This window comes from Actinomadura sp. CNU-125, from assembly GCF_001942465.1.
In the GTDB taxonomy this organism is placed as follows: domain Bacteria; phylum Actinomycetota; class Actinomycetes; order Streptosporangiales; family Streptosporangiaceae; genus Spirillospora.
The window spans coordinates 34576-49175 of record NZ_MKJY01000410.1 but is presented as its reverse complement, the minus strand read 5'-3'; the positions used below and the strand labels follow the sequence as shown (position 1 = coordinate 49175).

Genomic DNA, 14600 nt, shown 5'->3' with positions numbered 1-14600 from the left:
GAGCGGCGCGGCGGCGGCCGAGGCGAAGCGGAGCCGCGGAGCGCGCCGCCGGGTCCCGGCGCGCCGGGTGCCGCCGGAGGCCAAAGCCGCGGACCGGCACCGCTCGGCGCTGCTGGTCATGGTGCTCACGCTCGGGTTGCTGATCGCGGCGGTGGCGGTCACCGGCGGCCTGATCGCGTCGTCGATGCGGACGCGGCCGGTGCCGCTGGCCGATCCGCTGCACATCTACCCGGTGACGCAGACGACGCCGGGGCAGTGCCCGCCCGGGACGCGCGGGATCACCGGGCAGACGGGCGGCGGGGCGACCTGCTACCGGCTGGAGCAGGGGCTCTCGATCCACGAGGTGTCGGAACTGCACGTGCAGCGGTCGCGGATGCGGCAGGGCGGGTACGACGTCGCGCTGACGCTGCGTCCCGCGGACCGGAGCGCGTTCGCCGACCTCACCCGGTCGACCGTGGGCCGCGACCTGGCGTTCGTGGTCGACGACCGGATCGTCACCCTGCCGCGGGTCGACATGGCCATCACCGACGGCAAGGTCATCGTGACGGGCCCGCAGGACCGGGCGGCGGCCGCCCGGCTCGTCCGGGAGCTGCGGGGCGCCTAAGGCCCGCCGAGCCCGCCGGGGCGGGGCGGCCGACGCGACACCACCATGCGAATGCTGCTCGGCCTGACCGCGCCCACGGCCGGGACCGCGACCGTCCTCGGCCGTCCGGCCGGTGATCCGCGATCGCTGGCGCGGACGGGGCTCCTGATCGAGGAACCGGCCCTGTATCCGTACCTGTCCGGCCGGGACAACCTGCTGGTCGTCGGGCGCTACACCTCGGTCGGCGCGACGCGGGTGGCGCGGCTGCTGGAGGTGAGCGCGCTGTCATGGCACGAGCGCTCGCTGGCCGATGTCTCCTTCGAACTGACCGCGTCGGAGACCGGCACGCCCACCGGGAGCGACCGATGATCGCCAGTCTCGCGGCGGAGTTCCGCAAGCTCCGCAAGCGTCCGGCCGTCCTCACCGCCATCGCGGTATGGCTCGTGCTCGCCGTCGTCTTCGGCTACGTCTTCCCCTACTTCAGTTACACCGGACTGGACGACGCCGCCTCCGCGGAACAGCGCGCGGCCGCCCTGCAGGGGCTCCTGCAGGCGCTTCCCGATTCCCTCGGCCCCACCTCCGTCCGCGGGCTTCCGATCTTCGCGGGGGCACTGGCGATCCTGCTGGGAGTCCTCTCGGCCGGAAGCGAGCACGGCTGGCGCACCCAGAAGATGATCCTCACCCAGGGCCCGAGCCGGACGAGCGTCCTGGCCGGGAAGGTCGCGTCCCTGGTCGCTCTGCTTCTCGGTATCATCGCCTGCTCGTTCGTCCTGAACGCCGTGGCCGGTGTCGTGGTCGTCGGCGCGGCCGACCGCGCGATCGTCTGGCCCGGCATCGTGGATCTGCTCGCCGCCCTCGGCGGCGGTCTCCTGATCGGCGCGGTGTGGTGCGCCTTCGGCGTCTTCGTCGCGACGCTCCTGCGCGGTACCGCCCTGCCGATCGGGCTGGGGCTGGTCTGGTGCCTCGCGGTGGAGAACCTGCTGCGGGCCGGCGTCGAGATCCCGGTGCTGGGGACGCTCCAGCAGTACACGCCCGGCAGTGCCGGCGGCTCCCTCGTGGCCGCCCTCGGCGCGGTCCCGCAGAACGCCGGGGGCACCCCCGGGATCACCGAGGGGCTCGGCGGCGCGACGGCGACCGCGGTCCTCTTCGGCTATCTCGCCCTGCTGGTGGGCGGCACGCTCTCGCTGACCCGGAGGCGCGACGTGGAGTGACGCCCGACCGCGCACGATCCCCGGGCGGCGGCCGAGCGCGGGGGCCCGCCGCCCGCCCGGCAGGAGCCCGCCCGGCGGGAACCCGCCCGGCGGTGTTCACGCCTGCGGGAGTTCGGTGCCCTGGACGGCCTGGATCTCCAGCTCGACGCGCAGGCTCTCGCCGACCATCGCGATACCGGCCTCCAGCAGCTCGTTGTAGCGGATGCCGAAGTCCTTGCGGCGGAGTTCGGCGGTCGCGCGGAACGCCGCCCGGACGCCGCCCCACGGGTCGGCGCCCGTCCCGAGGTAGGCGAGGTCGAGGTCGACCGGCCGCGTGCGTCCGTTGAGGGTGAGCAGCCCGTGCACGGTCCAGCGGTCGGGGCCCGCGGCGGTGACGCCCGTCCCGGCGTACTCGATGACCGGGTGCTCGTCGACGTCGAGGAAGTCGGCGGAGCGCAGGTGGTCGTCGCGGAGCTTGTTGCCGGTGTCGATGGACGACGCGTCGATGCGGGCGACGACGCGCGACTCCTCGACCGGCTCGGCGACGTCGACGCGTCCCTCGAAGGCGCCGAACCGGCCGCGGACGCTCGACAGTCCGAGGTGCTGGGCGACGGCGCCGACGGCCGAGTGCGCGGGATCGATCGTCCACGGGCCGGGCGGGGGCAGTTCGGTGCCGCCCGCCCGCGCCAGCGCGATCTTGCCGATGTCGGCGGTGCCCGAACCGGTCACGATCAGCGTGGCGGCGGCGGGCTGGAAGCCCATCGCCGTCACGATGACCGTGTAGGTGCCGGCGGGCAGCGGACCGGCGGCGAGCACGCCGTCCTCCCCGGTCCGCTCCCGCGCCACCTGGTTCCCGGCCAGGTCCGTGACCGTGATGATCGCGTGCCGCACGGCCCAGCCGTCCTTCGTCCGCACCGCGCCGCGCAGACCCCGACTCTCGTCCATTGACCAGCCTCGTGCTCGTTGGTCCCGGTTCGTCCGGGCGGTGTCCGTCACTCTTCCGGGTAGCCGAGCTTCAGGTCGTGCTCGTCCCGTCCGCCGCCCGACAGCGACAGGCCGGTGGCCACCGGAGGATAGCCGGACGCGATCACGGTGTACTGCCCGCCCGTCAGGTCGGCGAACGCGTACTCCCCGTCCGGCCCGGTGATCATCATGGCGACGACGTTGCCGGCCGCGTCGACGATCGTGACGCGGGCGTCCCCGACGGGCTCGCCCGCCTCGTTGCGGACGGTCCCGCGCACCCGGGCGCCGGGCGGCATCTCGACGTCCTGCGTGGTCTGCCCGCTGCCGCCGACCTCGACGGGCAGCGCGACCGGACGGTGCGCGGCGGCGCTCACGGCGAGCGTGTACATGCCGGACACGACGTCGCTGAACGAGTACCGCCCGTCGGGCCCGGTCCTCCCGGTGCCGACGACCTCGCCGCGCACGTCGGTGACGACGACCATCGCGTTCGGCACCGCGAGCCCGTCGGCGCCGCGGACCGTCCCGGCGAGGCCCCCGTTGCCCGCCAGGAGCAGGTCGAACTCGACCGGCTTGTCGCCGACGACGAGCGTCGCGGCCTGCGGTTCGTGCTCCCCGGTCGCGGCGATCAGCACGTACGTGCCGGGGCCGGGCGTCGGGAGCGCGTACCGTCCGTCGGCGAGGGTCAGCGCGCGCGCCAGCTGGTGGCCGTCCACGCCGATCAGGGTGAGGGCGGCGGACGGGACGGGCGCGCCGTCGGACGTCCGGACCACACCGCGGACCGGGACGCCGCCGGGTCCGGTGCCGCCGCCCGGCCGGGCCTCGAAGAGGGCCTCCGCCGGGCCGTCGACGTTCGTGTCGGCCCCCGCGGAGCGCGGGCCGCCGTTGCCCGACGGCGGGCCGAACGCGTTGTGCGACATCTCGTTGACGGACGTCGCGGCCCCGTGGGGGACGGCGCCCGCGCCGACGAGCTCCTCGCCGGGCCGCGCGGGCTCGGGCGTCCGCTCGTGCCGTCCGGTCGCGGCCGGGGCCACCGGACGGGCGAGGTCCGCGGCCGTCGCGCCGTCCTGCGGGCCACCGGCGGCGGCGGTCGCGGGGACCGGGCCGGAACCGCGCAGCGGCAGCTCCTTGAGCGCGAGCACCACGAGGAATCCGAGGACCGCGACCGGCACACCGATGAGGAAGACGGTCTCCACTGCGCTGTTGAACGCGGTCAGCACGATGTGCTTGATCGGTTCGGGCAGCGCCGCGATCTGCTCGGGCGAGCCGAGCGAGCCGCCGCCGCCCGTCGGCAGCGAGACGCCCGCGGCGCGCGCGCCCTCGGCCATCTCGTCGCCGAGCCGGTTGGTGAGGATCGACCCGAACGCGGCGACGCCCATCGCGCCGCCCAGGTTGCGGAAGAACGACAGCCCGGACGTGGTCGAGGCCAGGTCGGCGCGGGCGGCGGAGTTCTGCGCGGCGAGGATCAGGATCTGCAGGGTCAGGCCGAGGCCGATGCCGAGCAGCGCGAGGCCGGTGCCGATCTCCAGCTTGGACGAGTCGACGTGCAGGCGCGACAGCAGGAACAGCGCGCCCGCCACGAACACCATGCCGACCACCGGGAAGACCTTGTAGCGGCCGGTGCGGGTGACGAGCTGCCCGGAGACGGTCGAGGTGACCAGCATGCCGATGACCAGCGGCAGCGTCATCAGCCCGGACGCCGTCGGGCTCATCCCCTTGACGATCTGCAGGTACTGCGGCATGTAGATCATCGCGCCGAACATGGCGACGGCCATGCACAGCAGCCCGACGCTCGACACCAGGAACGACCGGTCGCGGAACAGCCGCGGCGGCAGGATCGGGTCGCGCGCGGTCCGCTCGGCCACGACGGCGAGCGCGGTCAGCACGACCGTGATGCCGATCAGGACGTACGTCCAGGTGGAGTTCCACGCGAACTGGTCGCCGCCCATGGACAGCAGGAACATCAGCGCGGCGGCGGCGCCGGTGATGGTGATGCCGCCGAAGACGTCGATGGTGGTGTCGTTCTGCGTCTTCGGCAGCTTGAGGACCTTCTGGATGACGATGAACGCCACCACCGCGAGCGGGATGCACACGTAGAAGCACCAGCGCCAGCCGAGGAAGCCCGCGTCGACGATGAACCCGCCGAGCAGCGGCCCGGCGACCGTCGCGACGCCGAACACCGCCCCCATGTACCCGGCGTAGCGGCCGCGCTGCCGCGGCTCGACGACGTCCCCGAGGATGACCTGCGCCAGCGCGGACAGGCCGCCGACGCCGAGGCCCTGGAACGCCCGCGCCGCGATGAGCTGCCCGACGTTCTGCGACAGTCCCGCGCCCACCGAGGCGAGGACGAAGACGAGCAGGCCGCTCTGGAACATCAGCTTGCGGCCGAAGACGTCCGACAGCTTGCCCCACAGCGGCGTCGAGGCGGTCATCGTCAGCAGCGACGCGCTCGCCACCCAGGCGAGCTGATCCTGTCCCCCGAGTTCGCCGACGATCGTCGGCAGCGCCGTGCTGATGACCGACGTCGAGATCATCGAAGTCAGCATCGCCATCATCAGACCCGACAGGATCTTCAGGACCTGGCGATGCGTGTACTGCGGGATCTCTTGCTCAGGCTCGGCCGTAGCCGCGCTCCCTCGAGCCACTCTGCCCCCATCGAACTCAATTATCTGTGCTTAGCATGTATCCTATGTAGACGCTTGTTTACTTGCAACTCAAGGGATACTTGTGTGATGGACGCGATACAGGTCACCGGCCCGGCGGAGACCGACGGCGAGACGCGGCCGAACGCACGCAAGCGCGATCGGGAGGCCACGCGGCGGCGCATCCTGGACGCCGCCCGCGACCTGTTCGGCGAGCACGGATACGGCGGCGTCACCATCCGGATGATCGCCGCCGAGGCGGACGCGAACACCGCGCTCGTCCATCGCTACTTCGGCTCGAAGGTCGACCTGTTCACCGAGGTCCTGTCCGGCGAGTCCGTTCTGCGCCGCGTCATCGCCGGCGACCCCGAAGGGCTCCCCCGCCGCCTCGCCGAGCACTTCGCCCACCAGGTCGAACACCGCTCGGTGACCTCGGTGTCCCGGCTGCTCGACGCTCCGCGGGGCATCCCGAGGTGAAGCAGAGCCTCCTGCGCTACCTCGAAGACTCCATCGTCGAACCGATGGTCGCCCAGCTCGACGGCCCCGACCCGCGTGCGCGCGCGCTGCTCGCGTCCGCGATCCTGATGGGCGGCGGGCCCGTCCGGCGGCTCTTCGGCCTCAACGATCTCCGCGAGGCCGACCCCGACGAGCTCGCCGACCGCCTCACCGCGATGTTCTCCGCCGCCCTCGCGCCCTGACCCTCCCGGTCGTCCGCGAGACGGACGGGACGGCCGCCGCGTACCGCGCGGGGCGCAGCGCGGATCGGCCTCCGGGCGGAGCGGGCGGCCGCCCGGCGCCCATAGGCTGCTGCCATGAGGCTGGGGGGACGGCTCGGCGAGCGCCTGCACCGGACGGGACGGGCCGCGCGCTGGTCGGCCGCCGGGGCCGCGCTCCTGATCGCGGGCGCGGGCGCACTCTGGGGCATAACGGCCGACGGCGCACCGCGCGTGCGCGTCGTGGAGCAGCGCGTCACCGTCATGGACGGTCCGGACGACGACCGGCGCGTCTCGCTCGACGTCTCGTTCTACACGCCCGAGGGCGCGGGCACGGACGGCGGCAAGGTCCCGGCGATCATGCTCGCGCACGGCTTCGGCGGGACCAAACGCGAGGTGGCGGGCGACGCCCGCGCCCTCGCCGAGGACGGGTACGCCGTCCTGACCTGGTCGGCGCGCGGGTTCGGCGCGTCGACCGGCGAGATCGCCCTCAACTCCCCCGACTACGAGGTGAAGGACGCGCGGCAGCTGGTCGACTGGCTCGCGGCCCGTCCCGAGGTCCGGCTCGACGGCCCCGGCGACCCGCGCCTCGGCATGGCCGGACCGTCCTACGGCGGCGCGATCACCCTGCTCACCGCCGCGTACGACGACCGGATCGACGCGATCGCCCCGCGGATCACCTGGCACGACCTCGCCGACGCGCTGTTCCCCGACGCCTCCGGCGAAGGGCCCGCGAACGGCGTCTACAAGAAGCTGTGGGCGGGGCTGTTCTTCACCAGCGGCTCGGGCGGAACGGCCTGCGGCCGGTTCCTTCCGTCCCTGTGCGAGATGTTCCAGGAGGTCGCCGAGACCGGACGGCCCACGGACGAGGCGATCGAGACCCTGCGACGCAACAGCCCCGCGGCGGTCGCCGACCGCATCGACGTCCCCGCCCTGATCGTCCAAGGGCAGTCCGACTCCCTGTTCCCGCTGTCGCACGCCGACGCGACCGCCCGCGCCATCGCCCGCAACGGCGCGCCCGTGTCGGTCGTCTGGTACCGGGGCGGCCACGACGGCGGCCCCGAGGAGACCGAGCGGCTCCGCGGCCTGGTCGGCGACTTCTTCGACGCGCGGCTGCGGGGCGCCCGGCCGAAGTGCCGGGCTTCACGGTGACGCGGTCGGGCGGGCTCGACTCGTCCACCGGGAACGTCGTGGCCGAGGAGGCCACCGCGCCCGGCTACCCGGGCCTGGCGAACGCCCCCCGCGCCCTGCCCCTCACGGGCCGCGAGCAGGCGGTCCACCACCCGGCGGGCGGCGTCCCGGCGGGCATCTCCGCCCTGCCGGGCCTCGGCTCGCTCGCGCGCTCGACGTCGGCGCCCTCGGCGGCGGCGCGCTCACCGACCCGCCCGGCCAGTCCGCGACGTTCGACACCGCACCGCTCGACCGTCCGGTGCACCTCACCGGCGCCGCGACCGTCCGGCTCCGCGTCACCGGGGCCGACGACGGCGGGGACGACGGCGACGGCGGGGACGACGGCGTCGGCGGGCGCGGCGGCGACGGCGGAGGCGACGTGGCGCTGTTCGCGAAGCTCTACGACGTCGAGCCGGACGCCGCGCGACGCCCGCCCGCCGCCTCGCGGCCCCGTTCCGCGCCACCCGCGGCGAGGAGGTCGCGGTCACGCTCCCGCCGATGGACCACCGGTTCGACCGCGGCCACCGCCTCCGCGTCGTCGTCTCCACGACCGACATGGGTTTCGCGACGCCCCCCGAAGCCGCCTCGTACAAGATCGGCGCCGTCTCGCCGCTGACCGTCCCGACCGTCCCTGCACTGACGACCGCGGCGAGCCCGCTCCCCGCCTGGGTGTGGGCGCTGCCCCTGGCCGCCCTGGCCGTCGCCGCCGGTCTCCTGGCCCGCCGCCGCACGCCCGCCGACTCCGGAGACGGCGACGTCCCGCTGGAGATCATCGGGCTGACGAAGAAGTACAAGAACGGACATCTCGCCGTCGCGGACCTTTCCTTCCGCGTCGAGAAGGGCCAGGTCCTCGGCCTGCTGGGCCCCAACGGTGCAGGAAAAACCACGACACTCCGGATGCTGATGGGGCTCATCCACCCGGACGAGGGCGAGATCCGCATCTTCGGGCAGCGCGTCACCCCCGGCGCGCCCGTCCTGTCCCGGCTCGGGTCGTTCGTCGAGGGCCCGGGCTTCCTGCCGCACCTGTCCGGCCGCGACAACCTCGACCTGTACTGGCGCGCCACCGGACGCCCGCGCGCCGAGGCCCACATGGACGAGGCGCTCGACATCGCCGCCCTCGGCCCCGCCCTCGACCGGGCCGTCCGCACCTACTCGCAGGGCATGCGGCAGCGGCTCGCGATCGCCCAGGCGATGCTCGGCCTCCCGGACCTGCTCGTCCTGGACGAACCCACCAACGGCCTCGACCCGCCGCAGATCCGCGAGATGCGCGACGTGCTCGTCCGCTACGCCGAGGCGGGCCGCACGGTCATCGTCTCCAGCCACCTCCTCGCCGAGGTCGAGCAGACCTGCACGCACGCGGTCGTCATGGCGGGCGGACGGCGCGTCACCGCGGGCCCCGTCGCCGAGATCGTCGGATCCGGCCGCCGACTCGAGGACGCCTTCCTCGAACTCATCGCGGAGGGACCATGACCGCCACCGGCTACCACGTTCGCCGAACGCTCCCCCTGCACGTCGAAACCGTCCGCCAGTTCCGCCGCCGCCGGACGCTGTTCGCCTTCGGCGTCCTCCTCGCCCTCCCGTGGGTGCTCGTCGCCGCCTTCAAGATCGGTGGTGACCCCGGGACGGACGGCGTCCCGAGCCTCGTGGACGTCGCGACCGCCGGCGCGCTCAACTTCGCCCTCTTCGCCCTGTTCGTCTCGACCGGTTTCCTGCTCGTCGTCGCGGTCGCCCTGTTCTGCGGCGACACCGTGGCGAGCGAGGCGGGCTGGTCCTCGCTGCGTTACCTGCTCGCCGCGCCCGTCCCGCGCGGCCGGCTCCTCAGGCAGAAACTGATCGTCGCCCTCGGATACGCGGTCGTCGCAGTCCTCTCCCTGCCCCTGATGTCGCTGGTCGCGGGCACGGTCGCGTTCGGCTGGGGCGACGTCGAACTCCCCACGGGCGGCACCGTCCCGGTCGGGACGGCACTGCAACGCATGGCGATCATCGTCGGCTACTCCCTGATCGCCCAGCTCGTGGTCGCGGCCCTCGCTTTCCTCCTCTCGGTCACGACCGACTCCCCGCTCGGCGCGGTCGGCGGCGCCGTCGGCCTCGTCATCGTCAGCAACATCCTGGACGCCGTCACCGCCCTCGGCTCGCTGCGCGACTTCCTGCCGACCCACTGGATGTACGCGTGGATGGACGCGCTCCAGCCGGACATCGAATGGACGGGCATGGCGAAGGGCACGGCGATCTCCGTCGCCTACGCCGCCGTCCTGTTCGCCCTCGCATTCCGCCGCTTCCGCAACCGCGACATCGTCTCCTGAACTGACCGAGTCCGGCCACTTCAAAACAACGCACAGCTATTGCGCAATCACTCTCCGCGATGGAGACTTCTGCAAAATCGGTCGAACAGGCAGAGGTGGTCGCATAAACTCACCGAACCTCGCACACGCCGTCGGCATCGTACGAGGGGAACGCCGCATCGGCTCGATGGACGGGTTAAATCCCGCCCTACGGGGGAGATGATCACCATGGCACGGCAGCAGCTCATCAAACGCCCCAAGCCTCCACGTCAACCGAGCCAGCCCGATCTCAGGACGCCGTCCGGGCGCCTCCTGCCGTACTGATGAACTTCTGATCGAGATCCAAAAAGGACCTCCCTTTCCGGGAGGTCCTTTTTTGGTGCGCGAAATACGATCTTTCCGGGTAGAGCCGAAGCCGCGACCGCCGCCACGCCACTGCCCGGGCTCGCTTGGAAGACGTTTCCGGGGCTCGGCGAACCATGGGGGACAGTCGAGCGCACCCCCGTGAGAGGTTCACCATGACGGAAGAAGCAACGTGACCGCCGAGGTCGGTGAACGGGCCTCCGACGCCGACCTGGCCGAGGCGTTCCGGCGCGACCCCGGCCGGTTCAGCGCCGTCCACGAACGGTACTTCCGCGACATCTACCGCTACGCGGCGAGCCGCTTGGGCGCCCAGGAGGCGGAGGACGTCGCCGCCGAAACGTTCTGCGTCGCCTTCGGCGGCCGCGACCGGTTCGACCCGGAGCGCGGCACCCTGCGGTCCTGGCTGTTCGGGATCGCGACCAACCTCATCGCCAGGCACCGCCGCACGGAGGCCCGCCGCTACCGGGCCCTCGCCCGCACGGTGACGGACTCCACCGTCGCGGGCGGCCACGAGGACCGCGTCCTCACCTCGGTGGCGGCCGCCCGGATGCGGCCCGCGCTGGCCAAGGCCCTCACCCGGCTGAACCAGGGCGAACGCGACGTCGTGCTGCTGGTCGCGCTCGGCGGCCTCGGCTACGACGAGGTCGCCCAGGCGCTGGGCGTCCCCCAGGGGACGGTGGGCTCCCGGCTCAGCCGCGCCCGCAAGAAGCTGCACAAAGCGATCGAACAGGAGAACCCGCATGGATGAGATGCGACTGCTCGGGACGCTGCTGGACGAACCCGACCCCTCCCAGGAGACCATCGACCGCAGCATGAGGACGCTGCGCGCGACGATGGACGCCCCCGCGTCCCGGTCCCGGCGGCGGGTGCTCCGCAAGCCGGTGCTCGCCCTGGCCACGATCGGCGTGGCGGCGGCCGCGGCCGCAGCGGTGGTCGTCGTCCCCGGCGTCGGCTCCCCGGACGGCACGCCGCCGTCGTCGGCGGCGCTGGACGGGCGTGCGGTCCTCCTCGCGGCCGCGGACACCGCGGAGACCCAGCCCCAGGGATCCGGTACCTACTGGCGGGTCACGGAAACGTCCCCGGACGGCACCTCGTCGACCACCTGGCGGCGGCGCGACGGGCAGACCTGGGTCAGCAGCAAGCCCGGGCTGATCAGCAAGGTCCCCGCCGGAACGCCGACGTCGGCGGACCGGTTCGGCCTGACGTTCGACGAGGTCGCGAAGCTGCCCACCGACCCGGAGCGGCTGAAGGCCGTCCTCGACGCCCAGCGGCCGCCCCCCGAAGAGGAGGGACTGCCGGCCCCCGGCGCCGACGAGAAGACCGGCGTCATGGTCGCCATGCTGCTGAGCCTGATCAACACGTGGCCGTCCGCACCGAAGGTCCGTGCCGCCGCGTTCCGGGCGCTGGCGACGCTGCCGCACATCAAGGACCTCGGCAAGGGCGAGGACGGGCACCGGCTGGAGTTCTCCTACGGAGGCGCCGGAACCAGGCTGATCGTCGACCCCGCCAACGCGCGGGTGAGCACCGAGGCGTTCACCCAGTTCGACGGCTGGAGCACGGGCGTCACGACGACGCGGGGCGAATGGACGGACACGCTGCCCGAGGCGCGGACCGTCCCGCTGGACGAGCAGCACACCCCGACCGAAGACTGACCGACCGACCCGACCTCCCGAAGGCCGACCGCCTGCCGCTGCCCGCACGCGCGGATCGCAGCAGCGCCCCCGCACGAGCGCGCAGCGGCAGCACGGCACTCCCCCACAACCAGGCCCCAGGGACAAACCCGCACCTCACCCCGGCGACAGCCCCACGGCGCGATGCCCCCGCCCCCCGGCAGGCCCGCCACAGCAAGGACACACCTCCCTCCCCGGCAGGCCCCGTGACACGGAGACACCCCATCCCCGGCAGGCCCCGTGACGCAGTGGCACCCCATCCCCGGCAGGCCCTGCGGCGGGGTGACGGATTGCTTGCCGGGAGGCCCCGGGCGGGGGTTTACTCGCGGGCCGCCAGTTCGGTTACGGGGGCGGCGCGGGTGGCGGTGCGGGTGGTCCAGACGGAGGCGAGGCCGGTCACGGCGAAGGCCGAGAGGGTGATGGCGGCCAGGAGGGTCCAGGGGACGGCGACGAGGGGGCGGTCGACGGCGCGCAGGGACGCGGCGAGCATGCCGGACAGGGCTCCGGCGGCCACGACGCAGCCGAGGGCGAGCCCGATCGCGGTGACCGCCCAGGACTCGATCAGGGCGGCGCGGACGACCTGGGCGCGGGTCAGTCCCGCCACGCGGGCCGCGGCGAACTCGGTGCGGCGTTCGCTTCCGGCGATGACGACGGCGTTGACGACCGCGACGGCCGCGTAGCCGCCCGCCATGCCCATCAGGACGGCCAGAATGCCGATGTTCATGCGCTGCTGGGCGGCGGCTCTGTCATCGGACCATTCGGCGACCGTCTGCACCTCGCCGAGGCCGGATCTTCGGATGGCGGCCGCGACCGCGCCCCTGGAGGCTCCGGGAGCCGTCTGGACGACCGTCCGGGCGGGGGCGGCGGCGCGGATCCGGGCGGGGACGAGTTCTCGGGGCAGCAGGAAGCGTTCGGAGTAGTTCTCCAAGGTCGCGGGAAGGGCCGCGACGACCTTCAGGCGGACTTTGCGGCCGTCGATCTTCGCGGTGGCGGTGGAACCGACGCGGATTCCCTCGGTGGCGAGGCCCGGTCCGATCGCGATGGTGCGGCCGTGCAGGCGTTTCAGGGAGCCCGTGCCGGCCCGCAGGTGATGTGTTCGGCGGTAGGCGGCGGAGTCGACGGCGATGATTCCGGCGTAGTGGGTGCGGCGGGCCGTTCGGCCCGCCACATGGTGGCGGACCCGCACGCTCATGTCGACGGACAGTTCGGTGGACGCCGCGGCGACTCCGGGGACGGACCCGATGCGTTCGGCTTCGGCGCCTGTGGAAGCGACCACGAGGTCGCCGTCGACCAGGCGCCGCTGTTCCTCTCCGGCCATGAGCGCGAGCGAGCCGAGCGTGCCGGTGAGGCCGACGAGCAGGGCGACGAGCACGATGAGCGGGGCGGCGGTGGAGGCGCTGCGCCGCACGCCGTCGCGCAGGTTGGCCTGGGCGAGTTCGCCGAGGACGCTGCGGCGCAGGAGGCCGCCGAGGACGCGGCCGACGAGCGGCACGACGAGCGGGCTGAGCGCGCTGAGGGCCACCGACCCCATGATCGAGATGCCGATGCCCAGGAGGAGCGCGCCGAGCAGATCGGCCGACTGGGCGAGGGTCGCCATCCAGATGGTGAAGGCGAGGCAGGACACTCCCGACAGCCACCGGGCCGGCGTCATCACCCGGGCGGCGGCACCGACATCGCGCAGGGCGTCCAGCGGACGGACCTTGGCGGCGCGGCGCGCGGCGGCGAGGACCCCGATGAGGGAGACCCCGACACCGACGCAGGGCGAAGCGACGAGCACGCCCGCGTCCCACCCGGGGGCGAAGCCGTCCGGCAGGAAACCGAGGCGGATCATCAGCCAGGACTGCAGCCACATCGCCGGGATTCCGGCGATGATGCCGATGGCGGTGCCGGCCAGGCCGAGCAGCAGCGCCTCCCCCAGCAGCAACCCGACGAGCCCGGCGCGCCCTCCGCCGAGGAGGCGGAGCAGGGCGAGTTCGCGGCGGCGCTGCGCCACCGTGAAGGCGAAGGTCGAGCTGACGATGAAGACGGTGAGGAAGGTCGCCAGCATGAGCGTCATGCCGAGGACGGTGGCGGCTCCGGCGTAGTCCTCGCGGAGTTGTTCCCTGGCGCGGCCCGTGATGCCGGGTGGGAGCGGTGCACGGTCGGTGGCGATCATGACCAGGAGGGACGCCTGGACGAGAGCCACGCCGAGCGCGACCGCGGTGATGGCCCACGCGAACAGGCGCCGATGCTCGCGGAAGGTGTGCAGGGAGACCGTCAGCACGGTGCGGCCTCCAGCAGGGCGAGGCGTTCGGCGACGGCACGGGCGGTCGGATGTTCGAGGCGGTCGACGAGCCGTCCGTCGGCCAGGAACACGACCGCGTCGGCACGGGCGGCGGCGGCCGGGTCGTGGGTGACCATCGCGACCGTCTGCCCTTCCTGGTCGACCATCCGGCGGAGCAGGGTCAGGACGGTGCGCGCGGACGCGGAGTCGAGGGCGCCGGTGGGCTCGTCGGCGAACAGGACGGCGGGTCTGGTGGCCATCGCGCGGGCGATCGCCACCCGTTGCTGCTGGCCGCCGGAGAGTTCTCGGGGCCGGTGTCTCAGCCGGTCGCCGAGCCCGACGGAGGCGAGCACGGCGTGGACGTCCGCGCGGGACACCCGGAGGCCGGCGAGTTTCAGCGGGAGCGCCACGTTCTGTTCGGCGGTCAGCGAGCCGATCAGGTTGAAGCTCTGGAAGATGAACCCCATGGTGCGGCGGCGCAGCCCGGTGAGCACGTGGTCGGGCGCCCAGGTAATGTCCTGCCCGGCGAGGAACACGTGGCCGCCGTCGACCCGGTCGAGCCCTGCGGCGCAGTGCAGCAACGTCGATTTCCCGGACCCGGACGGGCCCATGACGGCCGTCCACGATCCGGCGGGAAAGGCCATGCTGACCCCGTCGAGAGCGCGGACCCGCGCGTTCCCGCCCCCGTGATCACGGATCACTCCGCGCAGTTCGGACGCCGGGACCCCGGCCATCGGTGTGATCGACATGTCATGCCTCCTCGC

15 protein-coding genes are annotated in these 14600 nt (G+C 73.3%); 11 read left to right on the top strand and 4 right to left on the bottom strand.

The annotated features are described in order from the left end of the window. The 3 genes from BJF79_RS56310 to BJF79_RS35395 all read left to right on the top strand — a co-directional run. The coding region (locus tag BJF79_RS56310; protein WP_075903964.1) for a SecDF P1 head subdomain-containing protein at nucleotides 1–604 on the top strand (604 nt) is incomplete at its 5' end. A gap of 45 nt (nucleotides 605–649) precedes the next feature. Continuing rightward, the gene (locus BJF79_RS35400; protein WP_143220668.1) at nucleotides 650–952 is read left to right on the top strand and encodes a hypothetical protein; all 303 of its coding nucleotides are present in this window, start codon (nucleotides 650–652) and stop codon (nucleotides 950–952) included. After that, a complete protein-coding gene (locus tag BJF79_RS35395) occupies nucleotides 949–1794 on the top strand; it encodes an ABC transporter permease subunit (RefSeq protein WP_075903960.1) in 846 nt (281 codons plus the stop codon). The genes BJF79_RS35400 and BJF79_RS35395 overlap by 4 nt, the downstream gene beginning before the upstream one ends. Before the next feature lie 96 nt (nucleotides 1795–1890). On the opposite strand, the gene BJF79_RS35390 is transcribed toward BJF79_RS35395, so the two are convergent. Then, on the bottom strand, nucleotides 1891–2718 hold the full coding sequence (locus BJF79_RS35390; protein ID WP_075903959.1) for a YceI family protein: 828 nt from the start codon (nucleotides 2716–2718) through the stop codon (nucleotides 1891–1893). A gap of 47 nt (nucleotides 2719–2765) precedes the next feature. After that, a complete protein-coding gene (locus BJF79_RS65995) occupies nucleotides 2766–5378 on the bottom strand; it encodes an MFS transporter (RefSeq protein ID WP_075903957.1) in 2613 nt (870 codons plus the stop codon). A gap of 87 nt (nucleotides 5379–5465) precedes the next feature. Here BJF79_RS65995 and BJF79_RS63195 point away from each other — a divergent pair, with 87 nt between their 5' ends. The 8 genes from BJF79_RS63195 (at nucleotide 5466) to BJF79_RS35360 (ending at nucleotide 11555) form a co-directional block, all read left to right on the top strand. Beyond that, a complete protein-coding gene (locus tag BJF79_RS63195) occupies nucleotides 5466–5852 on the top strand; it encodes a TetR/AcrR family transcriptional regulator (protein ID WP_262403043.1) in 387 nt (128 codons plus the stop codon). Then, nucleotides 5849–6073, top strand: coding sequence for a hypothetical protein (locus BJF79_RS63190; protein ID WP_262403042.1), 225 nt, complete (start codon nucleotides 5849–5851; stop codon nucleotides 6071–6073). The genes BJF79_RS63195 and BJF79_RS63190 overlap by 4 nt, the downstream gene beginning before the upstream one ends. A gap of 114 nt (nucleotides 6074–6187) precedes the next feature. Next, on the top strand, nucleotides 6188–7240 hold the full coding sequence (locus BJF79_RS63185) for an alpha/beta hydrolase family protein (RefSeq protein WP_083734483.1): 1053 nt from the start codon (nucleotides 6188–6190) through the stop codon (nucleotides 7238–7240). Between the two features lie 277 nt (nucleotides 7241–7517). After that, entirely contained in the window at nucleotides 7518–7874 is a 357-nt protein-coding gene (locus BJF79_RS63180) for a hypothetical protein (protein WP_262403041.1), read from the top strand. Further along, nucleotides 7757–8728 (top strand): ABC transporter ATP-binding protein, encoded by a 972-nt coding sequence (locus BJF79_RS63175; protein WP_262403040.1) that lies wholly within the window; start codon nucleotides 7757–7759, stop codon nucleotides 8726–8728. Before BJF79_RS63180 ends, BJF79_RS63175 begins: the two co-directional genes overlap by 118 nt. After that, the gene (locus tag BJF79_RS35370; RefSeq protein WP_075903955.1) at nucleotides 8725–9561 is read left to right on the top strand and encodes an ABC transporter permease; all 837 of its coding nucleotides are present in this window, start codon (nucleotides 8725–8727) and stop codon (nucleotides 9559–9561) included. The genes BJF79_RS63175 and BJF79_RS35370 overlap by 4 nt, the downstream gene beginning before the upstream one ends. 514 nt (nucleotides 9562–10075) lie before the next feature. Beyond that, nucleotides 10076–10651, top strand: coding sequence for an RNA polymerase sigma factor (locus BJF79_RS35365; RefSeq protein WP_083734481.1), 576 nt, complete (start codon nucleotides 10076–10078; stop codon nucleotides 10649–10651). Continuing rightward, nucleotides 10644–11555, top strand: coding sequence for a CU044_5270 family protein (locus BJF79_RS35360; protein WP_143220666.1), 912 nt, complete (start codon nucleotides 10644–10646; stop codon nucleotides 11553–11555). The genes BJF79_RS35365 and BJF79_RS35360 overlap by 8 nt, the downstream gene beginning before the upstream one ends. 337 nt (nucleotides 11556–11892) lie before the next feature. On the opposite strand, the gene BJF79_RS35355 is transcribed toward BJF79_RS35360, so the two are convergent. After that, nucleotides 11893–13836 (bottom strand): FtsX-like permease family protein, encoded by a 1944-nt coding sequence (locus BJF79_RS35355; RefSeq protein ID WP_075903952.1) that lies wholly within the window; start codon nucleotides 13834–13836, stop codon nucleotides 11893–11895. Then, on the bottom strand, nucleotides 13830–14585 hold the full coding sequence (locus tag BJF79_RS35350) for an ABC transporter ATP-binding protein (RefSeq protein ID WP_075903950.1): 756 nt from the start codon (nucleotides 14583–14585) through the stop codon (nucleotides 13830–13832). The genes BJF79_RS35355 and BJF79_RS35350 overlap by 7 nt, the downstream gene beginning before the upstream one ends. Between the last annotated feature and the right edge of the window lie 15 nt (nucleotides 14586–14600).